The following is a 23,256-nucleotide window of genomic DNA, read 5'->3' on the forward strand; positions in this document are numbered from 1 at the left end:
TGTTTCCCGATTCACTGCAAGCAGCTTCGATATGAAAGGACGGAGTTCAGACGCAATTTTTAGTTGTGAATTTGTCGACCCAAAGTGATAGGTCAGTAACCATAGCGCGAACGAGGACAGCAAGAGGCAACGACCGACCTAACAAATCGCGCGGTGATCATTTGGACTGGTAGAAATAGATGCCCCGAAGATTTCTGGTGGCTTCGGCACAATGCAAAATGGCTATAAAACTCCTGCTTGGAACAGTAGGTGACGACTCGCTGTTCAACAGGTGATGCCCCATTTCTCTGCTTACCTGGCGAATGCTTCGCATCGTTCGACAAAGTCCGAGGCGGACTCACTTCTTTCTCGCTAACCTAACGCCGCTCCGGGGGGCAACGCAACCTCCCGCTGGCGAACACTGCCCAATCCTCCCAACCGCCCCGCACCAGCCAACCGCGAAACGCCTATATCGCGATGCCAGAAAAAACACGGAGGTGCGATTGACGGGGTTTCAGGCCGGTGGTTCGCGCAACAGCAGCGAGGCAAGGCAATCAGCTTGCCGGATCCGCGTCGCTTCGCTCCTTGATCCGGCCTACTTCACTCGAGCGAATGACGCAAAGCCCAAACCGGTGAGCGTTCCGTTGGTCCATACGATTCACCCTAGTGGCCTAAAACACCTTCGTTTTAGGCTCGGCACAGTTAGCCGTTTTGGCGATAGCGGCCCGTTGATTCAATCGAACTTTCAACGGCAATTGTGAGCCGCTTGCCGTGAGGCGACGTGCATTTTTGGAAGTGGATTCCCGGCCGCTCACGCGATCACGGCTCACTTAATCTGCAGGCCGCGAACCGCGGTTTTCACCGACGGAACGGTGGCTAGCGTCAAAACCGCTAACCCAAGATTTAGCTGCCATAGTCCACTAGAAGTAAAAAAAAACGGTAGCATCCAGACCAAATCAAGATGCTACCGCCTATCGTTTTAACAAAAGGCAAACGCGTTAAGCTCGCAGAGTACGTCGACGCTTGCGTCGCAGTCCCATGGTGCAGACGCATAGACCAAGACCGCCAAAGGCCAGCAGCGAAGCTGGTTCGGGAACTGCATTGGTATTGATCTGGATCTGAGTTTGCGCAATTACCGCACCATTGTCGAAAGCGGTCAAGATAATATCAAAAACTCCAGGAACGTTCGCATCGAAGGGGTGCGACGCGTCGTTGAAGAATTCCAGATTCCATGAATTCTGGGCAAGGTTGTTGCTGGCGATCAAGTCACCGTAAGCAGTAGCATCAGCTGCTTTGACCCCTGCTCCTGGCCCCGTGCCGTTATCACCGATCGCGTGATCCGCGTAAGAAGTATTGATCGGATCAAACGCCAGATAATTATCACCGGGCATAGGATTAAAGTCGGTCGCGGGATCTAAGTCAATTTCGAGCAGATAGGTCAGTGCACTGAGACTTCGCGGAGAAGTTACGCCGTCTCCCTCAAAATCCGAATTGATGGACCACTCAAAGTTCCATTTGGCTGTACTGGATGAATTCGGTTCAAAACTGAATCCGCCCCCTGCCGGTTGCCCAGGTTCAAACGTGTAAGTTCCGTCTCCGTTACTGTTGAACGTGTTCTCGGGCTGGTTGCTAGCATTGAACCGCACTTTCGCTCGCAACCCCAATTCGATTCTATCTGCACTGCTTCGATTGACAGTGAACGCGCCGTTGGTGACACCCGAACCCATAATCACATTGCTGGTGACGTTTTGGTCAAATGGATACACGCCTGCATCGCTTGAAGGTGCAGCCAACGCGACCACCGCAACGACCATTGCCAGACGATCAACGCGCAGCAAACAAGACAGATATTTCTTCGTAAAACAAAGCATCTAAAACTCTTCACAAAAACTAAGAAAGTAAAAACCACAAACAATCTTTAAAGCACATGCAGAGTGGTCTTCACGAAGGTTTTTGGAGGCCGTCAAGCAATGGAGGTCCGGGGAGAACGCTATTGACGATTGTCAGACGCCAACAGAGTTGTGCGCGGCAGTCAACGCCGGTGAAGTCGACCGGCAGGGCCAAGACTCGCGGGTTCAGGTGGCTCACGCTGGGGTTTCCGCTCATCCCCGACGAGCTACCGAACCGGAAGGAAGGCTCTGGCTCGTCAGGGTCGGGCTGCCTGTGCGTTGGCAGGTCGAAACTGGCGGACGCAACCGTATCGATGGAAGGTACCGAACTTTGCGACGAAATGACTCCCGCCTCAACAACGTTGTCGTTGAGCTGAAGCGTGAGGGCGAGAATCAGCAGGCAGGAGTGACGGAACATGGTGGTGGATTTTATCGGTACCGCCCGGGATTGCAACGCAATCGCAGGCAATTTGGGGGGCATTGAGGGGGAAAATCTTATCCAACTGCGCCCCCCGAAGCCGTTGCGCATTTGTTTAGGTGCCATGCAAAGCCAAGCCTTTCTGCGCCTGAATTCACGGTGCCAATTCAAGCAGGCTGGATGCGGCAGACCCAGGACACCAACGTTCATCGTGCTGACGCATCGACTCCATTCCGTGCCCACCTGCACAATCATGGCATCGCCAGCTGATTTGTAGCCGTACACCAGAACCAGTATTTACTGAGCTTGAATATTTGCTGAGGCGTTCGCCTTGGCGGCATGTCTGAATCGCCTCAGGGGGCTCGGCCTTCCAGGTATACGGTGCCAGAATCGACCATTTCGTTTCGCCGGCAAGCTTTCGCTCCAGGACGTCTTGCAAGAACGCGGCAACGTCCAGGTCAGTGCGGACCGCATTGCCGATGATTGTCATCGAGTTCGCTGCTCGCTCGCTCGCTCGCGGCCACCGAGCCTTTGAATAGCCCGTTCTTCCGCCCTACTGCTGCTCGTTTCGTCAACGGTTCGCAGTCGTAGTCGTCGATCGAGATCGACGCGCAAACTTCTCTGATTCGTCGAGAGTCTTGATCTGGTCCTTCAGGTCATAGCGCATCCTCGATCAACGACTCCAGTTTGGCGACCTGAATCGGGAATGGTCCTCGGCATTCGTTAATCTTCCGACGCGCGTGCGCTCAGCAGGCCGCGAAGCGTAGTAGCCCCACATGGACGAAGTGTCATCTTGTTGCCCGACCAGGGGATTAGGGATTCCGGAGTAAATACCTGGACGCTACGGCCGTCGTACCGTCTGCAAAGAGTTCTGTGGGATGGCACAGTTCCCCTGAACACACAACGCAAAGCCCGAACCAGCGGATCCTTCCGCTGGTTGCAGCAATGAAGTTGACATTAGGGATCGCAGTGTTTGCATTTTCCCTCGAAAGCAGTTGCCGCTTTAAGCTGATTGCTTCTGGTTTCGTCGATGAATTCCTCCTACAACCAGCCCCAACGCACCGATGCCGAAGATGGCAAGGGACGAAGGTTCGGGAACTGGCTGGAAGTTATATGTGGTCGATTCGGTATCGGTACCGAACACCACATTGTCGAAATAACCGATTTGATTCTGGTTATAGGTTCCTACACCAACATTGATGCCTACAATCCGGGCCGAAGCAAAATCAGCGTCTAAAGCGAAGAGGCTGGCCCACTCGGAAGCCGACTTGATGGGAGGACCACCTGCACCACTGCTTTGTTCAAAACCGCCAGTCCACCACCAGCCACCGCCCGAGTCGCTGCCAGCCCCGGTGCCGCTGCCAATGGAAACAGTCTGCCAGTCACCGGTAGGTGGCAAGGACGACCCTGCTGCGGGCTGGTTCCAGCTCGGCTCATAGACCAGTTGCCCGTAGTTGTCCCCCGTTCCTACGGCAGAATAGATACCCAGCTTCAGCGACGGCGCTGCAAAAGCGTTAGGGCCATTGTCGACTTTGTAATACGAATAGCCCGCGACCAGATTGTTCAGGATGTCGGAGGCAAGCCCAAAATCCGCGCTGATCCCGATTTCACCGCGGTCAGAATTGCTAGCACCTGTCGTCACTTTCGCGGCACCGATCGGCGACGGTTGGTTGGATTCCAGGGTTCCACCTGCGCCCGTCAGGTCAAAGATTCCGGCCGAGCCGCCTCCTTGCACAAATTGCCCCCAACCACCACCAGGGACAATGGTAGGTGCGAGTTGGTCCACAACGATCGTTCCACCTTTGGCTGTCGAAGACACGCCGAGCAATGCCGCAATCGCCAACAACCTGATGCCAAGATCCGTACCGAATCGAACGGCGGTGCTAAAATCAAAAAACGTCTTCATTTTCAAATTTCCAAAAAGTCTTCAAAGGTAAAGAGTGGGATGAATTTTCGTTTCCGATCGCGGAAACTATCCCAAGCAAAATCGAGCAATCAATTCGGCTTTACGAAGGCTTTTGGAGGCCGTCAAGCAATGGCGGTCCGGGGAGAACGCTATTGACGATTGTCAGACGCCAACAGAGTTGTGCGCGGCAGTCAACGCCGGTGAAGTCGACCGGCAGGGCCACGACACGTGGGTTCAGGTGGCTCACGCTGGGGTTTCCGCTCATCCCCGACGAGCTACCGAACCGGAAGGAAGACTCTGGTTTTTTAGGATCGGGCAGTCTTTGCGATGGCAGGTCGCAACTCGCCGACGCAACGGTATCGATGGAGGGTACCGAACTTTGCGACGAGATAACCCCAGCCTCAACGACGTTGTCGTTGAGCTGAAGCGCGAGGGCGAGAATCAGGAGGCAGGCGAGGCGGGACATGTTGGAAGATTTTATCGAGACCTCCCCGGATTGCAACGCAATGCAGGCAACTCGGGGGGGGTATTTAGGGAAATCTCATTCGACTGTACCCCGAAGTCATTACACATTCGTTCAGGTGCCATGCAAAGCCAAGCCTTTCTAGTTCGCACCAGGAACAGAATTCATCGCGGTAGCAACCTTGTGAAGCGGCGTTTTCCGTTCGTAGTACCGGCTTCAGCCGGATGCTTTCGCTCCCCGTGATCGATCGGCAGGCCAGATTCCGCCTGAAGGCGGTACTACAAACGGATGCCCGGTTCCATCGGATCAGAAAAGTAGCGAACGTTCCCAACGGCCGACGAGTGGCTGTCGTGGTCGTCGCCACCAGTCGCCGCAACTGTGCTGGCAGCCCGGATTCAATGGAACAACCTGTCGAATCCGCACGATCGCAACAGAGTCCCAGCGAAACGGATGATTCTGATCGCTTCAGCCCTCAATCATCCTGCCTATGGTGCAGCAAGAACTAGCTTTCGACAGGCGAGGGATATGTAGCCGCCCAGGCAAACCATTGGAGATTGCGAGTTTGCTTTTCGATGTTCTGCCTTGCGCACACTTTGGCTTTCATTATGAATCAAATCGCGAATCGCATTCAAATCGACCAAGATCCAATTCGACATCAGCCACGCCGAAGCGGGATCATCGAACCATCGCCAGAATTCGGCGACGCGAAATTCAACTACGAGGTGGTTCATCAGATCCAAGACCTCGAAGCGTGTTTCCATCTCGTTTATCAAGCCTATCGCCAAGCCGGGCTGACGGCGCCCCATGCCCACAGGTTAAGGCTTACTCCTTTCCACCTACTCGACACGACCGAGGTGTTTGCGACCCGCTGTGGCCCGCAAATCCTATCAACCGTCTCGCTGATCGGTGATGGAAAGCTCGGGCTACCAGTCGAAAGTATGTACCCTGTGGAGGTCGAAGACTTTCGCCAACAGGGCTACCGAATGGCCGAGATCGGCTGCCTAGCAGATCAGCGACAATCACCCAGACGCTTTTTAACAACATTCCTTGAAATGATGCACTTGCTGACGCAGGTCGCTAAGTTTCGCGGTTACGACACTCTCGTTGCGACCTGCCATCCCAGCCATGCGAAACTCTACCAGCGTTTGCTTCCCTTTCGCCAATTCGGGAAGCTAACGTCATGCAGTTATGCCAACGGGAATCCCGCTCTGCTACTGGCCGTTTCTTTTGAATGGGAATACGGAACCGAATTTTACGAGCGATTTTTCGGAAAGATGCGAACCGCGCAAGAACTTGCCCCACGTCCATGGAACAAACAGACGACCGCCTTTTTTGAACGAAGCCTCGGCGCCATCCAAACTCCCGAACCGACATGGGTTGCTAAAGGGGCGGCTTGGGACGTTTTGCTAGGATCCAACTCCCCACAGACGAATGCTCATTAAAACGCCGCCGTACTGCTCCATCGGCCTTCGGTTGGACGTTTCAGTGCATCTGTCTTCTACGTCGATGCGGCGAGTCAATGAAGCCCCCAACTGCCCACCTTGTTTTCACCTGTGCAGGGGCGAGCTAGACGCGGATCCCGAGGCGGTTCTTTGTTCCGGTGCCTGCCTAGTCCGATCGTTCTGATGAAGAACGTAGACGTCCACCGAAAGACCGATCGGCAGTTCGGGCGCATCCTCAAGCTCAATCCAGACCCGCTGCACATGCGCGTCCAGGCGTTCGCCAGCGCGTTCGGCGAACGTCGACTTGTTTCGCATGGTCGGCTCTTGCAACGAAACGATTCCCCACGCGATCGGGGTGCGTTGGGCATCGCAGTGGATTCGACATCTCATGCCCGGACGCACACGAATGGCATCGTATTCGTCGATTTCGGCAAGCACACGAAGTTGCCGCGTATCAGAGAGACGCAGCAACGCAGTTGGTGATTCGGGGTGCACCAGTTCGCCGACTTGCAGGCTGATGTCCAGTACCTGACCATCCGCAGGAGCGGTCAGCGTACAACGTTGCAACTGGATGCGAGCTAAGTTCAATTCAGCTTCGGCAGCGTCCACTTCGCTTTGCGCGATACGAACATCTTCATCACGCGGCGGATCGGTAAGGATTTTCAACTCCGCGGCAACCGATTGGACTCTGGATGCAAGGATGTCGCATTGAGTGACCAACAGATCGAGGTCGTGATCACTCGCCGCATATTGTCCATGCAGTTTGGTGATTCGATCTCGCTGTCGCTGACTTCCGCTCAACTCGGATTGTGCAGCGAGCAGCAGTTGTTGCGCAGCAGAAATCTGCTCAGCACGTACGCCGTTGATCAGTCGGTCTCGCTTTGCCACCGCGGCGTTACGTCTTGCGATAGCAAGATCGACTCGACTCTGATGCAGCCTCTGGTCCAACTGGACCAGTGGATCACCGCGCTGGACCCATTGGCCCAATTCGACAGCGATATGATCAATACGCTCGCTCACTTGAGGGGAGAGGTCAATCGTTTGCGTCGTACCTTCGATGGTACCGGCCGCGAACGCCACCACCTCGGCGGCCGGATTGGTGTCAAACGCAGCCGATTCGATATCAAAGTCCACCCCGGACGGCGGCCGAAACTTATTTCCGGGATCGACGACAAACAAATACAGCAAGAATGCCGAGAACACGGCACTGACGATGATTGCACGTTTCATGAGATCTTGCCTCCCACAATCTCGCATACGCGATCGGCAAACCCATAGATCCGTGGATCGTGGGTGACGACGACCGTCGTGCTGCCCACTTCGGTCACCAATTCTCGCATCAACGTCATAGCGTCATGACCAGATCGCTCGTCCAGTGCTGCGGTAGGCTCGTCGGCCAGGATCACTTTCGGACGGGTGATCAGAGCACGAGCCATGGAAACTCGCTGACATTGTCCCGGACTCATTGACCGAGGCAGCGCATCGCCGTGTGTCAGCAATCCAACACGTCGCAGCAGTTCCTCCGCTTGCTGACGCGCCTCGCCAATACCGGTCCCCAAAAGTGTCAACGGCAAGGCGATATTGTCTCGGGCAGTCAGTGCATTGATCAACTGGAATCTTTGGAATACGAACCCAATGCATTGCCGGCGGACGCGTGTTGCAGCGGCAGTATTCAATTCGTCAATTTGATGATCGGCCAAGCGGATCTGGCCAGCGTCGCATCGAAGCAGACAACCCAGTATCGAGAGCAGCGTCGTTTTACCGCTGCCCGATGGGCCGACTAGAAAAACAATTTCACCGGCGTCAGCATGGAAGTCGACATCATTCAGAATGATTTGCCGCTGCCCACCGATCTCATAAACCTTACGAACGCCTTGGGCGTTAATCACGCAAGAATCTAACGGCGGATGGCTCGAATCCGTCGCCTTGCCAGCGATGACCGGAACCACGGACGCGCCACTGGTCGGCACGGGGGTAAAGGATGAGTGTTCGATCGGCATCGCTTTCTACCCCTGAAGAATCGAATGGGGATCGACCCGGCGCACTCGAAGGTACGGAATTCCGGAAGCGACCAAACAAATTAGAAACACCATCGTCGCACTGGCGAAATACAGCTGCAGCGGAATGTTGATCTCCGCACGCGGAGAACTCAGCAACAACTGCAAGAAATAACTGACCATCGTTCCCGAAGCGATTCCCATCACCGCCACTACGCTGGTCTGCATCAGCAAAACATGCAGCACTTCCCACTCAGTCGCACCGATCGCTTTCAGGGTCGCAAACTCGCTGATCCGGTCCAGCACCATCGCATACAACGTCTGGCCTACCATCACCAACCCAATGAATAATCCCAATAGCGTTGCGGCACCAAAACTGATTCCCAATCCCGTTCGAGTCATCCAAAAATCGACGCTGACAGCGGCGAAATCATCAGCGGTCAACGCGGTTGTTTCTGGCAATCGTTGTTCGATTGCCGCACATAGATTCGCTAGATCGGTTCCCGGTCGGGCGCCCACCAAAAAGTAGGACGTCTGGTCCGGCGGCATCCCCGCCAAGCTTGCAGCGCGCTGGTGGGTGGTGAACACATAAGGGGTAACCAGGAAGTTCAAGATTCCCCATGACTTTCCGGTGATCCGTACCCGCTGGTCCCCAATCTCGCGAAGTTCGTTGACGTTGGGCGAGCCAAGTTTTTGATCTTCACATTGGTCGACGACGATTCCATCGGGATAATCCAGCGCTTCGGCACTGCCCTGGACAATCTGAAACGGCGTTTGAAACTCACCTTTCGACGGGACACCAACAACCACCACGCCCTCGTAACTTCCACCGGGCAAGCTCATTTCGGAATAGCCAATCCGCAGCGAGGCCACCCTGTCGACGCCCGGCAAACTACGAATGCGTTGCTCCCAACGATGCGGGATGTTGTGTGGAAAGTCGACGTTGCACATCCCTCGATGGCCAACCCAAATGTCAGCATCGGATCGATCGACCAACACACTCGCCTTCCCGATCAGCCCCAGAAAGAGCCCGCCTTGGACATTCACCAAGACGACGGAGAAAACCACTCCTACCAGGGCCGCAGCGAGTTTCCCGCGGTCATGCAACAACGTCCGAATCGCGAGGTTTCGAAGCATGGTTGTCGATCAGAAGTAGCGGCATACTCGATGAAGTTTGTGGCGTATTCATCAGAATCGGTAAAATACGTCGCCAGCTTGATCGAAATAGCCGATACCTCGGGGTTTGCACAAACATCCGAGCATGAGCGATTCGCGAGCCCTTCAAGAAGGACGATCAATCTCAGTTGGGGTGAAGCAACAGATGATGCGTTCGCTTCCGTCGTCTCCGTTCCAATGGAACTCAGCATCAAGCGGAAAACCAAGGGCTAGCGGGCGATCCAGCGACGGATCGACAGAACAATCCATGACAATCGGACAACGAAATCCCATCCGGTGCGATCCAAGATGACTAAGCAACGAGCGATCAATCAGTGTCGTTTCTTTTCTCCCCCTCTCTCTAACTCTCTCCCCCGCAAACCGCTGCGCGGCGGGGGCGAGATGACGTTAATCGCGACACTGATTGTTCGCTCGTTGCTTCATTGGCAACCCGAATCGATGATCGAAAGTGAACCTTGGACTGCTGTTGGCCGATGGGTTACTCCGCAGCGTCATGCCGCTTCAAGCGTCGGCGGCGACGAGCACCCACACCAGCCATGCAGGCAGCGAAACCGAAGATGGCGAGCGAGGATGGTTCGGGAACAGGATTCGCCGAGCCAAAGGAGTTTTCGGATTCGATATGTGAAAGTACCCCGCATCCGAACAGATTGGAGAAAAGCCAACCACTGGTGATGCTTGGGGAAGAGGTGCACTGCCACGTGACAAAATGCCCAGCCCCAATGGGTCCCCATCCCGAAATGATCGACGGCGAATTCGCGATCCATGATGCACCACTGTGGCCACCGGGAGCAAGACAAAAGCTGAGATGGGAATTCGGGAAACGTCCCGAGAGCGGTGTGAAATTTGGGATGGGTCTCGGAGCGGGAAAGGCGTCCCCCCAAATCATCCAACCAAAATTCTGACCGGACGAATGGGAACGATCCAGACTTCGGAGCACTAGCTTGAAGTCGCTCCGATCGTGACGCCCCCCCAGATCCGCGGTGATGCCATTCGATGCCATGACGCCCGCTTCGACCTGCCCTATGCCGGCGACGATTACCGCCACGCACGCCGCCGCTAATTGAATGGTTCGCATCATGATTCTTCCACACTGTGCAACCGATCCGCCGCTCGACAATCGCACGGCCGACTCACTCGCGATCCGAGCCAGTGTCGTCGGGTATCAGGGGCTGTCAATGTTTCTATGAAAAAACCTGCAAAACACTACCGCCCCCCCCATACAGCCATGCGTTCCATCGGGTGTTGGATGCAATTTCCATCCGGTACCACTGCGAGGTTCAGTGCACTCGGATCGCATCTTCAAGAGTCTTCACCCGGGCCTCGAGTCGCTGAATGCGATCTGCCATTTCGGCTAGAACCTGTCGAAGGTCCGCGTCGGCCAACATGCTGTTGGCTGGGGTCGATGAACGTGCTTGGCGCGCCGGATCGATTTCAGACCCTGCGGCCGATTCGAGACGTTTTTCGATTGCGGCGATCTGTTCGCGAACCGCGGGCAGCGACGGGTGAGCATTCCCGAGCGTCGCTTCGGTTTGCCGCAGCGTTCGCAACTGCGCCTTCCATTCACGCTGCTGAGCCGATTCAGTTGTCCGAACGTCCTGACCGAATTTCGCACGCGAAGACGCTGATCGCGGGCTATCAACCGGGACTTGAGAAAGGCCCCAAGTCGCTGGCAAGATCGCCGCGACGATGACCAGAGATCTTACGGAAGGCTTGATAGTTTTCATGAGCAGGGTACCAACGTTTACGAAACGAAAAAGTAGATCACTAATTTTGAGTACTCCACCCAAATCGGCAGCCATAGTTCGGCGCTTTCGATCGGAGGCGAAGCCGCGTAGACTTCAACACGTGTCGCGGAAGGCATCGAACGCTGGAACGCCAGGTAACTGCGGCGCGTATGAGGCGCCGATGTCACGACCACCAACGATGAGAGATCCGGGAACCGTTTGGCAACCTGGCGAGCTTCGCTGAGCGAACCGAATCGAGTGTCGTCGGCTCGATCGATCGCGATGACAGATGCGGCGGGAACCCCCCACAGGCCCAGATAGTCGACCGCTCGCTCGCTACGCGTGCACGAGCGTTGCTTGGTGAAGTGAAAGCCAGCCGAGTCCGTCTCATTCAGAATCAAAATCTTTTGCACACGGCCGAGATGAATCAGATCCGACGCGGCGTGAAGGCGTTCGAAGTACGCCGAGCCGTCGGCCATCACGTACGCCACGTCGCCAGATGCACCGGGATGATGGACATACAGAGGATAAATGAACGCTGATCGAATCAACGCAAAGGAAGGTGCCAAGAAAATCGCAAGCACCCCCAAGGTGATGAATGCGAAACGGTGGCGTGGAAATAACGTCCTCGCTCCTTCGCCGCGCAGCGATTTGCGGGGGAGAGAGTTAGAGAGAGGGGGAAGAAAAAATGCCACGGACGGATCGCCGGTTGTTAGGGGATGCCTCGGACGATCGATGGACCAATGATTTTCGTCAGCCAAACCGGGAGCCGTTTCCAGGCGGATACCAAACGTTGCTTCCCGTCCGCGTCGGGCCGCAATGAGGCGGGATCCCCGTGGCGAACGTAATACTGCCAGGTCGCCGGATCAGGTTTCGCCCCCCATTGCTGTTTGAACTTGAACGTACCGCCGCCCTCGCTGCTGCGTCCAAAATCGAACGTCCCGCTGCTACGCTGAATCGCTCGTTCCAGCAGATGCCAGTACATCCGCATATTCGCGTTCTTGCGATTGAACTGCTGTCGACAACTCGCACTGGGGACTTCCGTGGTTCCGTTGCCATGGACAAGCAGGGCGCCCGCCGCCGCAATGCCATCGTGATGTAAAACGCATAGCTCCGCATCACCCTGAAATGAATTCAAGATGGCGGAAAACAAGCGTTTTGAAAAAACAGGCGTGCCGAGATCACGCATATTTTGCGCGAACACGTCATAAAACGGATCCAGCAGCTCGGCCCCACCGAAGGTCACGTCAAACGTCTCGGTCAACGATTTTTTTATTTGGCTGCGAACCTTTGACTTGAATGACTTCATCAATGCTTCGCAGTCACTTGGCAAAGCGAGTCGCATGTGCACCTTGTCGGTTCGTTCGAAATTAAATCGATCGTGCGCAAAGGGAATCTCGTGCCGCAGTTCCAGATGCTTGACGTCCAGTTCGTCGGCGAGTCGGCAGGCTGCGTCCACCAAAAGGTTGCCAGCAGTCTTGTCTCGGCACCACAGTCCTCCGGTGTTGAGGTATGGCAAACTGACTAAGAATTTCCCGAACAGTGGGCCGCGTACCAACATCAGAGGCAAACCACCGACCGGGCCATCATCGGTAACGGCTTCGAGCCAAAATGGAACGTGCCCCAAACCGCTCGACAGAGCCTCCATCCAAGGCCAACGATGGGCGGCCAAGCGTGGCGATGGGGCGTCCTGCCAGGAGGCGTCGGTTGACATCGCACAAAACTGTTGACGCACCCGATCGATCGCCGCGCGATCGCGATAGGTTTGGACGCAGCAATTTTCGACCGGTGCAGATTCGACCGGTGCAGATTCGATCGGTGCAGATTCGATCGGTGCAGATTCGTGCGGTGCAGATTCGTGCGGTGCAGGGACGTGCGGCGATGGAGGGGAAGACATGGATGTGCGAACTCAACCGCCTGTCGACAAACGAAACTGATGAACTTGGTGCGATTGCCACGTCATTGCGAGAAACCGACTCCGCAAAGCCGGCCCGGCCACTACGCAGCGAAGTCCGAAACGGACTTCGGCGGCGTTCCGGACGGGACGCCAGGGCCTCGAGATAGAAAGGAGGAGAACGAGACGCTGATATCGGCTGGCGATTTTAACACTCGGCCCCGCCTTAGACCACTCGTTTTGGCTTTCTAGCACAGGAAAACCGGGAATCGATTTTCGCGAAACAATCGGTCGCCGCGGAGTATCCCGATTCGATCAACCGATCAGGCAAACTAAAGTCAAACCAAGGTGTTGATCCGAACTGCGGACGGATGACAAGATCGGCCGACGCTAGCTGAAAATCCCTCATTTGCTGTTCGGCGAGTTCTTGAAAACGTAGAACCGACTCAATCGCGGTTCGACAATTTGGAAAAGATGACGTTGACCTGCCAACATCCACGACGATCAGTCGTGACGTTTTCGAACCGTCGCCGGCACCGTTCTGGCTAATGATTTGACGGGCCAAATCGCAAGGGACGGCGTCATAGACGCCTAAATCGGCTAGTTGAGCCGTTCCACGATTCACCGCAGGGAAGACCCCGGGAATTGACATCGAACATCGCACGGCTTCACGAAGGGATCCTCGAGAGAGACAAACGCGTTGCCCCGTTTGGACGTCCACGGCGAGCAGGTGCAGGGGCGTCGACAAATCTTCGATCCCGACGTCCGGTAATAGATTATCGATGATGCAACGCAGAACCGAATCGGGCAGAATCGAAGGCTGTCGAGCGGCGCGAAAGAGCAGCGTCTGCACCCACATAAAATTACGCAGTTTCCCTCGCCGATTGCCCCTGGGCCGGGACGTCTCGGATTCGGGGTCGCAGGCCACTCCCAAAACTTGTCGCTGCAGTCGGTCGCAAGCCGGGGAATTCAAAAACCGCCGAGATTCCGCTTCGGCCATATCCACATTGCGATGCACGGCGAATAAGGAAGCCATCAACGCCCCCATGCTGACGCCGATGATGCGTTCGACATGAATGCCCGACTCGCCAATCGCTCGCATCGCTCCGAGGTGTGCCAGTCCTCTCGCTCCTCCGCCGCCAAGTAGCACCGTCGCCGGCAAACTGCGTTCTGCGGATTTAGCGTCTATCGAAGCGAAGGAAGTGGCCAGCATGGAATCAATCACCAGAGGTGTCGAAGCGAGAATAAGCATGGTGCGGCGCAACAACATTCCGCACGTGGTCAAAGTTAGGTCGGTATTCACAAGAAGTGGTGATTTTGCCGGTCCCGGGTGCCCCATATGGCGGGCAGCGGTCGGCACATTCATCAAAACCAAGATGACCGGGCCAACCGTTCATCTTGAAAAGGAGCCACGGGGTGATCAATCGCAACGATTCAGCTGCAGGCCGAATCAAGGACGCACATCACGCCGGATTGGCACAAACAGCGTCATTGTCAAACGACCTTTGGACTGCAATGAAATTTTCGATTGCGTCCGCCGATCCGGCATCTACGCCGTTTGCTTGATCCGGCCTACGCAAAAACGCAGCGTCAAAACTGATGCTTCAGGTTCTAAAATTCAGTTCAAATCGATCCCTCGGCCAAATGGACCAATAGTGACGATCGAGTGATTGCTCCGGTGTAGTCGCATGCTCGACTGGCGGATCAGTTTCGGAACAGTTGTTGCAGCCCGTAGGTAAAGAAGGTGAACATGCCCAAGTTGGTAGATTCCTCGCAACGACTGTGACGAAGCAGCAGTTTGTCGCCGGGGCGGATCAAAAGCCTTTCACTGTGGCAGTGGATCGCTGTTCCCAGATCGACCTCGATCGTGGTTTCGCGGCCCCCGCCTAGATCGCGAAAGATAAACAATTGAGTGGGAGGAACGGTCACGCTGCCGATCAGCCCACCGCCAGAGCCACTTGCGCCGTAAGAATAGCCCGCGATCGACATCGCTTCGAACACGTCGATGTCATAGTCGCGCGGCAGCAGGTGTTCGCCCGGCGGCAGCAGTCCGGCGGTGTAGAAAACTTCCGTATCCCGGTTGGAAACGTAGACGATATCCCCCTCTTCGAGGATCACGTCTTCAGCGGTCAACTGGATCATTTCGCCGCGTCGTTTTCGCAGCGGAATGATCTTGTCGGGCCCATCGATCCATTCATCACTGCTGGGCTGAAAACTCGTGTGCCCGCTGGAACCATCGGCATACAGCATGCCGGTGATTTCGAGGTCGTCCATTGTGACCAGATGGCTTTGCTCTACCGTACGGCGCCGATAGATTCGAACTTCGTTCTTGGCCCGAAGCCCTGGCAAACCGCCGGTCGCCATCAAAGCATTCAGAACATCGTTCTTGTACGCTTCCAATAGGACCGGGCCACCGGACGCTTCGCGATCGTTGCCGCGAAGTGCTCCACCACCGTCACCGCCGGTGTCCTCGCGAACCACCAACACCTGGATCTGCCGTGGTGAAATCAGTGTTACCGACGGAACCTCGCTGTCAGCATCCAGCATTTGCCTCGATATATAAGCGGCATGGATACGGGCGGCTGCCTCATCGAAGGTCAGGCCCTTCACACTGACCAACCCGGCACCTGGAACCGTGATGATGCCACCCGAAGCGACAGCCAACGGGGTTCCGATGGCGGGACGAAGAATCGAGGCATCCGGAAAAACCACCGGTGGAGCGATCGGCGGCTCGCTGGCCTTTCGAAATGGCAGGACCGTTTCCACAAACAACCCGATGACGTCGCCCTCGTCGAGCCGATAAGCCGTCGGACTAGGCTGCGAAAGTCGCGAGATGTCAATCCGAACCAGATCGCTCTTACGTTCTGGACGAAGGCTGGGGGAAATCGAGGAAGCGGGCGTTCCCTTGATCGGGAATGTGAGACTGGAACAGCCGCAGAGCAGCAGACACCCGCCGCACAATGCGACGCCGAAACTCCAAGATGGTCCCTTGAGTTCTCCCACGTTCAACCCTCCTTGCTAGCCGACATAAATCCGGGCATCCGTTGCCCAACTCGATACCGCTTGCGAGCGATGACGAGAGTCATCTTGTTTTCGACGGTTACCGGTCCCCAGCTCGCAACGAATTCCGCCGGGGACAATGGAACGGGGGCATCGGGCGATTCCAAGCGAAAAAAACGGTAGAAACCTATCTGCAAGCATCTCTGGTGAATTCGGCATATCCGGCAAGCAAGGTGAGTTCCCAGGCCACCAAAACTGCTTTCACCGGGCCAGCCAGCAACACGCGGGAAATGATCGGGAAGATTTGCATCGTTCGGGTCAAGAGCCCCCCCGGCCACACCGATTCACAGACGGTACCCTCCCCCCTCGCGAGTTCAGTTGCGACAACGACGATGACAAACAACACCAACCGGTCGCCCGTCCATCCGGGCACTGATCCACAGGACTCGATCGCCCCCGTCGAAACCGAACGGGTTGATGTGGCACGGCGTCCAGAGGAATCCTCGGCAGCCCCTTGCGCCAACATGGGTGAGTCGACCCGAAATGCCCTGGAGGCCTGGGGCTACGCCATCGGCAGCGACCGAGTCATTACCGATCGCGAAATCTTGGAACGTCATGGTCGCAGCGCGATCGATTCGCGACATCGAGCTGGCGCACTGCTGCGGCCTCGCTTCGCCGATGAAGTCGCTGAAATCGTGCGCATTGCTGCTCGCTTCCAGGTGCCGGTGCATCCCATCAGCACCGGTCGAAATTGGGGATACGGCGCCGCCAGCCCGAGCGTGGAGGGTGGGGTCGTCCTGGACCTTTCGTCCCTGCAGGCAGTGCGGTTTGTCGATCGCGACCTCGGTTTGGTGGAAGTAGAACCAGGGGTGACGCAGGGGATGCTGTATCAGTTCTTGTTGACCCAAGACGATCGCTGGATGACGCCCGTGCATGGTGGCGGGCCCGACTGTTCGATCTTGGGCAATGCACTGGAACGTGGCTATGGACTCACGCCCACCGCCGACCATTTCGCGGCACTGACGTCCATCGAGGCCGTGTTGGCAGACGGTTCGAATTACCGTTCCGCATTCCATGCCCTCGATGCGCCTTTGATCGGATCTGCCCATCGCTGGGGCATCGGACCGTACGTCGAAGGATTGTTCAGCCAAGGAAATTTTGGTGTCGTCACCAAGGCCACGTTTGCCCTGCAGCGCCGCCCCCAGCACACCGAGGCGTTCTTCATCCGGCTGAAAGACGACACGGCGTTGGAAGCAATGGTGGAATCATTGCGGACGGTCCTCTCGTCGCTGTCGGCATCGGTCACCGGCGTCAACCTGATGAATGACCGCCGAGTGTTATCGATGTCGCGCCCCTATCCCATCGACGACGTTCCCGAGGGCGCTGTCATCAGTGACCAGCAGTGTGCTGCCATGACGCGAGAAGCTGGCATCAGTCGCTGGACATTGGCCGGCATCCTCCACTGTCCATCCCGCATGCGTCGACCGGTCCGCAGGGAACTGCGACGATTGCTGCCGCCCCAATCCGGCACCCCGATCCATTTCAATCGCAGGCGTCTTTCGGCCGCGAACTCTTTGCTGCGATTTTTGCCATTTCGCGTCGGCGGCATCGCCGGGCAGTTGCGATCGATCGACGCCTTGATCGACCTCGCCGACGGATCCCCTAGACGGGTCGCCCTACCGCTGGCCTATTGGCTGCGTGGGAAATCCCCCACCGCCATCCAGCCAATCAATCCGGCCCACGACGGCTGCGGATTGATCTGGTACAGCCCCCTGGTCCCGATGAAGGGTGAGATCGCCAGAAGCTACGTCGACATGGTCGACCGAGTTTGCAAGGCACATGGGATTGAACCGCTGATCACGCTGACCAGCCTTTCCGACCGTCTGATGGATTCAACCGTGCCGATCCTGTTCCGCCCCGAAAAACCAGGCGAATCGCAGCGAGCGCAAGCCTGTTACGAAGCGCTGCTAGCCGGCGGTCGAGAACTAGGCTGCCTGCCGTACCGACTAAGCCATCAGTCGACCGGACCGCTGTTGGCCGATGCATCCCCCGGACATTTCGACGTCATCACAAAGCTCCGCCAAAGCCTCGATCCCAACAACATCATTTCGCCCGGGCACTTACGAATCTCGGCTTACTAAATCGACCAACCGTTACGCGTCAGAATGTGCTGGTTCAGCGGGAATTGGAAATCGACCGATGGCTTGAAACGTAATTTGATGGCGTCCTCCCGCCTCGTGATCCACGCCTCCAGTGTGGAAGGTTTTTCGCTTTGTGGCGTATCCCGAAAGGGAAAGGTGGCGGTCATCGACTGGCGACAACCGCCTGCCTTTCGGTCTACGCACTTGATGCGGCGCTCAGGTTGCACCTCTGCAGAGCCCTATCCTCCGACCAAGCGTAGACATTCTCGTCTGATCATCCGGCAACTGCAAGTTCGCTGTCACTACTGCGCGACGTCGAACGCCGACGCATCCGAGCTTCTTCGAGTTTACGGTCTCGTTCGAAGTGAATTTCCGGTGCCAATCCGGCCAGGAAGTCAGCCGGCGTAACGTAGCCGATCGCGCTGTGAAGCCTGACCTCGTTGTAGTGATGGACATACTCCGAGATCAGCTTGATCGCTTCGGCGGCATTTCGTGGACAGTTCGGACGAATGCTTTCAACCTTGAGCGACTTGTGCCACCGCTCGAGCTTGCCGTTGCTCTGTGGATAGTACGGACTGGTTTTTACATGCGTCATCCCGCTGTGACGGACGAACGACTTGAAGTCACCGGCGACGAATTGAGGACCGTTGTCGCTGATGATCCGAGGCTTCACGCCGGGGTGTTTTTCCAAAGCCGCTTGGCAGACGATTTCCACGTCCAGTTCGGTCATCGACTCGCGTAGTTCATGATGCACGATGTACCGGCTGTAGCCATCGAGAATCGTGATCAAGTAGAAGAACGTCCCGCCAGCATTGATGTAGGAAATGTCGACATGCCAGTGCGCATGGGCTTTCAGCGGATGCTTGAATCCGTTTCCTTTTTGCGATGCCTTGTTGCTTTTTCGATCCAGTCGGCCTGCGGCCTTGAGCACGCGGTAGACCGTCGACGGAGCGACCGCCACCACGTCTTCATCGAGCATCATGAACGTCAGCCTTCGGTAACCTTCGAGCGGGTTTTTGTCGTGAAAATCGACGATCGCCTGCTTCTCCCAGTCTTCCAGCCACCATTCCCTGGGAACTTTGCCGTTGTGGGCATTCACCTTGCCGTAACGTCGCTTCCAGTTGTGATACTTGCTGGTGGGCAGCTCGATCCATCGCAAGAGCTGACCGATTCCGATCTCAGTTCGTTCGTGCCAGTACTTGGTGTAGTCGACGATTTGGTCTCGCGTGTCATGGGGAACCCATCGACCTTTCAGAGTTCCCCATTGTCTTTTTTTGAGCGGATGTTCTCCTCCATCAACTCGGAAATCACCTCGTTCTTAGCGATGAGTTTCTCACGCAGTTCGATGACCGTGCGATCGGTTTTCACCTTGCCGGCCTTGGTCGAGCGGGGCGTTTCAAAAGCCCGTTCAGCTTGGCTCATGACGGCATTGACCCAGTTGTGGATCAACGTCGGTTGAACCTGCATCTGGTCGGCGATCTGGGAAACAGGAACTTTGTCGACAAGGTGCTTGCGGACGGCGGCAGCCTTTTCAGCAGCCGAGAAAGAGCGTCGTTTTCGTGTCATTGTGAAATCTCCTCAAGTGAAAATAGCTCACCATTGGCAGATTTCCAATTTCAAGAGAGGCAGCACAAGAATACCAACCCCATACGCCGGTAAGGCTTCCAGCAACGAGAGTGCACCAGACTTTAGCGTAACCCGACGGTATGCGAGGGGATTGCGGCCCCATACCATGCCTACGCATCGGGTTGCCATCTTTTCAAGCAGGCCGACTTCGTTCCGCCAGCATCTGCGGCGATAGCACTCAATGCCAACATCGGCAATCTCCATGTCACCTGATCCGTCGACACCATCGCGGCGTAAGGGTGGCCTGTCATGGATGATTGCGGACGAACCCCGCAGTTCAGTGAACGCGCAGCCTCGTGACTGCCAAAGGGTTCGCTCCCCAAATTTTCCGCGCGCGAAGGAGTGCCTGGCCTTGACTCGGCCGTGCCGGAAAGCTGGCCCAGTTGCAATTCCCCCGTTTCCAATTCCCCCGTTTCCACTGCCACCGTTTCCACTGCCACCGTTTCCACTGCCACCGTTTCCACTGCCACCGTTTACTCCAGCCAACACGTGGGCAATCCAACACGCGATCCTTTGAGATCGTGCGGCCCTCCCCTAACAACCGGCAACATCCCGATAACCAACACCCCTTAACCGCCCTATCAAAAGTTCTGCAGTCGATCGTATCTCACGCCCCCCCAAAACATGACCTAGCGTTTTCTCAACACCGTCGCCAGCGAACTTTGCGTAAGCCTTCGTTTCGTATCGCAAAGCTACAGCGTCGACGGCGTGCCGGCCCAATCTTCCTAACAAGGGAACGGCAAAGTTTCAGGAACCTACCATGTTGAGGCGTTTTCAGATGGCTACAGAAGTGCAGTTGGCAAACCCACTTTTACGCACCGAACTTGCTAACACCAAACGCCGTCCCAGTCCCGCAAAAAGGTTCTGGAATTGGTACGCCAAGTTCTACGGATCCGTCGAGAATCTCGCTCCGCACAAGCGCATGATCAACGCGGTGGCTGCGCTCGTACCAGATTCTGCACAATCGATTCTCGACATGGGGTGCGGAAGCGGAGCTCTTCTTCAAGAGCTAAGAAAAAGTCGCCCTGACGCAAATCTAAGTGGGATCGATTTTAGCGACGAAATGCTGGCGAGGGCACAGAAACGAGTTCCTGACTTCGATGCCTGCCAAGGTAACCTCGATACGCCGCTTTCGTACTCAGATGCACAATTTGATTGCATTGTGTGTACGAACGCTCTCTATGCAGTTGATTCGCCACAAAACCTCGTGTCTGAAATGTTAAGAGTTGTCAAAAAATCGGGCGTAGTTGTTGTCTCAACCCCCAAACGCCGAGCACGGGGAACCAAAATCCTTCGCGGCCACTTGATGGAGGTTTCATTCATCCAGGGAATCATTGACATGGCAAGATTCGCGACTTGCGTCATTCCGAACGTGCTGATTGAACGCTACGCGAAGGACCGACGCTATCACTTCCTAACTCGCAACGAAGTAGAAAACTTAGGCGGCCAAATCTCGATACACGCAGACACCTTCGCGGACCAAAACTGGCTCTTTACAATCGCCCCCCCGAAGTAACCATACCTACGAAATCAGCCATGTCGGCAAGATACCGACATGGCTGTGATTTCATTCCCATTACAGGAAACTCAGCAGGACGTCACACCTTAGCTAAGGTGGCGTCGGCGTCGGTGCAGAACACCAGCCGCAAAAAGGCCGGCAAACGCAAGAAGCGTTCCAGGTTCTGGGACGGCTGCCAAGCTAGCTGTTGACAGTTGACTAATGCTCAAACTGTGCAGAGTGTTTCCGCTAAGGAAAACAGCCCCTGTGGTGATGCCCGTAAATGTCAGGGGCCCCGTGTCTGCGTTCCCACTCAGGGACACACCTACCAAGCTAGGGTCATCCAAAGTAACGGTAGCGCCATTCACTTGGATGGACAACGCAGTGGATGCAGTGGCAAGACGATTCGCTGGAGGCGCGATCGAGTTGACAACCGCGTCGATGGTCGCATCGAATGCAAGTCGGTAATAACCCGATTGGGCGACAGTGAGAAAAATCGAGCTCGAGCCGAGGGACGAACTGACGGAGTCACCGACACTAAAATCAGCTGCTTCAATTTCAGCAACGGAGTAAGTGTTCAGCCCCCCCGGAGCGACTAGCGACCCGGTCGTAAGCGTGTCGCTTCTTGCAAAAGCTGATGTTGCTGGGATCGGAACCGTTTGCGCAAACGTGTTCTCTGCAGGCGCGGTTTCGGCTCCGGATGTGATGAAAGCTTGAACCGTATCCGAGATTGGAACTGGCACGGGGAAGCTACCGAACTGCTGATTGTCCACGCCGTTAAGTGTCGCTGTATTGACTGCAAAAAGCGTCGATGAAACAACTGTCAATCCCGCACCCGTCACGTTCGTGAAGGTGCCAGTCGGACTAGTGGAACGCTGGACACGCATGCCAGTCGTGGTGATCAAAGCACTACCAAAAACACCTGCTTGAACAGGAACGGCAAACAGGGCAAGCATGCCCAAGCACAAAAATTTACGTAACATTCTATAATACCTTTTGATTGAAAAACTCTTAAAAACCAACGCGCACACGCATACGTCGCTAAGAGGGCTTCAAAAGGTGGTCTAGAAGCGGGGTTGGCGGCAGCGTCGCGTTGGCGACGCTCAATCGCTCGGGCATTTCGTTTGCCGTGGGCACGATGACGCGGTCCGCGGCAATCGCGGCCAGGACGACTACCGTCGTCGGCGTCGAAACCGCCATCGAAGCGTCCAGTCCATCACTGTCCTGAATCGCTGGCGCGTCGACCAGTTCATCACCCGCCATTGAAAACGTGGACTGCACAGCAGTCGGAGCATCGCCCTCGAATACGATCACCCCTGCACTCGCCAGCGGGCTGGCAAGCAACAAAAGGGCGACGGCGATGAAGATCCGAGGGTTCATGACGGCAATCCTACCCCCCCCCGACTGAGACAGCAAGCGGTAATTCGGATTCTGAGGAAATTTCCGGGAGTATCAGCAAGTCCTGCTGAAACGTCGCGGAACTCGCCAATGGCTTGTCGGCTTAGTGAGCCGCGACGCGCAAGAGAACGTCCGGCTTACAACAGCTTCGGAGAGGTAAAGATATCGCCCCCTCACCCCAACCCTCTCCCCCACGTTGAACGCGAGCGGAACTCGCGTTCAACGAGGTGGAGAGGGGGCAAAACGAGGTGGGGAGATGCTGCGGTTGGTTGGTTTTCTTTTGCCCCCTCTCCCCCTGGATTATCGAAGTGGAGCTTCGATTATTCAGGGGGATGAGGGCTGGGGTGAGGGGGCGGTGGTAACGCTGAATCCGTGGGCCCCGCCCCCATGGCAGGATGATTTTGCCTCTCCGAGCCTGTCGTAAGCTGGACGCTCTCGTAAGCGGCTGGGTGTCTCCCGTCGCCTCACAGCCAGCGGCTCACCATTGCCGGTGAAGTTTCGACTAAACCGACAAACCGTCAACGCCCTGTTGATTGAGTAACCCGCTGCGTGAGCGAGGGATTCGATGGGATCCCTCGCTCACGCAGCGGGTTAGGATTTGCACGCGAAGTTCAGGAAAACGACTAAGCAACAAGCCGCCATGTGTTTCGTTTTGTCGGTTGGCCGAAACTCTTGGCGAGTTCCACTACGAAGCCGGCCGAACGG

19 protein-coding genes and 1 pseudogene are annotated in these 23,256 nt (G+C 56.0%); 3 read left to right on the forward strand and 17 right to left on the reverse strand.

The window, feature by feature from the left end; all coding sequences use genetic code 11:
* Positions 1–977 precede the first annotated feature (977 nt).
* The 3 genes from K227x_RS21440 to K227x_RS21445 all read right to left on the reverse strand — a co-directional run bounded on the left by K227x_RS21440 (position 978) and on the right by K227x_RS21445 (position 4,129).
* On the reverse strand, positions 978–1,850 hold the full coding sequence (locus K227x_RS21440) for a PEP-CTERM sorting domain-containing protein (protein ID WP_145172763.1): 873 nt from the start codon (positions 1,848–1,850) through the stop codon (positions 978–980).
* Positions 1,851–1,920: 70 nt separating this feature from the next.
* Entirely contained in the window at positions 1,921–2,571 is a 651-nt protein-coding gene (locus tag K227x_RS30760) for a hypothetical protein (RefSeq protein WP_218933424.1), read from the reverse strand.
* A gap of 718 nt (positions 2,572–3,289) precedes the next feature.
* Positions 3,290–4,129, reverse strand: a complete 840-nt coding sequence (locus K227x_RS21445; RefSeq protein ID WP_218933425.1) for a PEP-CTERM sorting domain-containing protein — start codon at positions 4,127–4,129, stop codon at positions 3,290–3,292.
* Positions 4,130–5,260: 1,131 nt separating this feature from the next.
* On the opposite strand from K227x_RS21445, the gene K227x_RS21450 reads away from it, so the two are divergent.
* Positions 5,261–6,097, forward strand: a complete 837-nt coding sequence (locus tag K227x_RS21450) for an N-acyl amino acid synthase FeeM domain-containing protein (protein WP_145172767.1) — start codon at positions 5,261–5,263, stop codon at positions 6,095–6,097.
* A gap of 105 nt (positions 6,098–6,202) precedes the next feature.
* Here K227x_RS21450 and K227x_RS21455 read toward each other — a convergent pair whose 3' ends face one another.
* The 10 genes and pseudogenes from K227x_RS21455 to K227x_RS21500 all read right to left on the reverse strand — a co-directional run bounded on the left by K227x_RS21455 (position 6,203) and on the right by K227x_RS21500 (position 15,891).
* Positions 6,203–7,327 (reverse strand): HlyD family secretion protein, encoded by a 1,125-nt coding sequence (locus K227x_RS21455; protein WP_218933426.1) that lies wholly within the window; start codon positions 7,325–7,327, stop codon positions 6,203–6,205.
* Positions 7,324–8,097: an ABC transporter ATP-binding protein gene (locus K227x_RS21460; protein WP_145172771.1), complete on the reverse strand. Its 774-nt coding sequence runs from the start codon at positions 8,095–8,097 to the stop codon at positions 7,324–7,326. Before K227x_RS21460 ends, K227x_RS21455 begins: the two co-directional genes overlap by 4 nt.
* Positions 8,098–8,103: 6 nt before the next feature.
* Positions 8,104–9,231 (reverse strand): ABC transporter permease, encoded by a 1,128-nt coding sequence (locus K227x_RS21465; protein ID WP_145172774.1) that lies wholly within the window; start codon positions 9,229–9,231, stop codon positions 8,104–8,106.
* Between the two features lie 517 nt (positions 9,232–9,748).
* Positions 9,749–10,348 (reverse strand): PEP-CTERM sorting domain-containing protein, encoded by a 600-nt coding sequence (locus tag K227x_RS31620; protein WP_145172776.1) that lies wholly within the window; start codon positions 10,346–10,348, stop codon positions 9,749–9,751.
* Positions 10,349–10,547: 199 nt separating this feature from the next.
* Positions 10,548–10,994 (reverse strand): hypothetical protein, encoded by a 447-nt coding sequence (locus tag K227x_RS21475; RefSeq protein WP_145172778.1) that lies wholly within the window; start codon positions 10,992–10,994, stop codon positions 10,548–10,550.
* Positions 10,995–11,011: 17 nt separating this feature from the next.
* The gene (locus K227x_RS21480) at positions 11,012–11,563 is read right to left on the reverse strand and encodes a YdcF family protein (RefSeq protein ID WP_246146019.1); all 552 of its coding nucleotides are present in this window, start codon (positions 11,561–11,563) and stop codon (positions 11,012–11,014) included.
* Between the two features lie 143 nt (positions 11,564–11,706).
* A complete protein-coding gene (locus tag K227x_RS21485) occupies positions 11,707–12,708 on the reverse strand; it encodes a FemAB family XrtA/PEP-CTERM system-associated protein (RefSeq protein WP_145178250.1) in 1,002 nt (333 codons plus the stop codon).
* Between the two features lie 113 nt (positions 12,709–12,821).
* Positions 12,822–12,932: pseudogene (locus K227x_RS31625) on the reverse strand (hypothetical protein); the annotation flags it as partial.
* Positions 12,933–13,114: 182 nt separating this feature from the next.
* Complete coding sequence (locus tag K227x_RS21495; RefSeq protein ID WP_218933427.1) at positions 13,115–14,101, reverse strand: patatin-like phospholipase family protein; 987 nt, start codon at positions 14,099–14,101, stop codon at positions 13,115–13,117.
* A gap of 491 nt (positions 14,102–14,592) precedes the next feature.
* Positions 14,593–15,891 carry a polysaccharide biosynthesis/export family protein gene (locus tag K227x_RS21500; protein ID WP_145172782.1) on the reverse strand — a complete coding sequence of 433 codons (1,299 nt, stop codon included), beginning with the start codon at positions 15,889–15,891 and terminating at the stop codon, positions 14,593–14,595.
* Between the two features lie 389 nt (positions 15,892–16,280).
* Here K227x_RS21500 and K227x_RS21505 point away from each other — a divergent pair, with 389 nt between their 5' ends.
* Positions 16,281–18,029, forward strand: coding sequence for an FAD-binding oxidoreductase (locus K227x_RS21505; RefSeq protein WP_218933428.1), 1,749 nt, complete (start codon positions 16,281–16,283; stop codon positions 18,027–18,029).
* A gap of 274 nt (positions 18,030–18,303) precedes the next feature.
* Here the strand turns inward: K227x_RS21505 and K227x_RS21510 are convergent, their stop codons facing one another.
* On the reverse strand, positions 18,304–19,284 hold the full coding sequence (locus tag K227x_RS21510; protein ID WP_315854361.1) for an IS3 family transposase: 981 nt from the start codon (positions 19,282–19,284) through the stop codon (positions 18,304–18,306).
* Positions 19,281–19,595: a transposase gene (locus K227x_RS21515; RefSeq protein WP_145172788.1), complete on the reverse strand. Its 315-nt coding sequence runs from the start codon at positions 19,593–19,595 to the stop codon at positions 19,281–19,283. Before K227x_RS21515 ends, K227x_RS21510 begins: the two co-directional genes overlap by 4 nt.
* 820 nt (positions 19,596–20,415) lie before the next feature.
* Here K227x_RS21515 and K227x_RS21525 point away from each other — a divergent pair.
* Entirely contained in the window at positions 20,416–21,171 is a 756-nt protein-coding gene (locus tag K227x_RS21525) for a class I SAM-dependent methyltransferase (RefSeq protein WP_145172790.1), read from the forward strand.
* 89 nt (positions 21,172–21,260) lie between these two features.
* Here K227x_RS21525 and K227x_RS21530 read toward each other — a convergent pair whose 3' ends face one another.
* Positions 21,261–22,136 (reverse strand): PEP-CTERM sorting domain-containing protein, encoded by an 876-nt coding sequence (locus K227x_RS21530; protein ID WP_145172792.1) that lies wholly within the window; start codon positions 22,134–22,136, stop codon positions 21,261–21,263.
* Positions 22,137–22,194: 58 nt separating this feature from the next.
* Positions 22,195–22,533: a hypothetical protein gene (locus tag K227x_RS21535; protein WP_145172794.1), complete on the reverse strand. Its 339-nt coding sequence runs from the start codon at positions 22,531–22,533 to the stop codon at positions 22,195–22,197.
* Between the last annotated feature and the right edge of the window lie 723 nt (positions 22,534–23,256).

The sequence above is a fragment of the Rubripirellula lacrimiformis genome (assembly GCF_007741535.1).
Taxonomy (GTDB): domain Bacteria; phylum Planctomycetota; class Planctomycetia; order Pirellulales; family Pirellulaceae; genus Rubripirellula; species Rubripirellula lacrimiformis.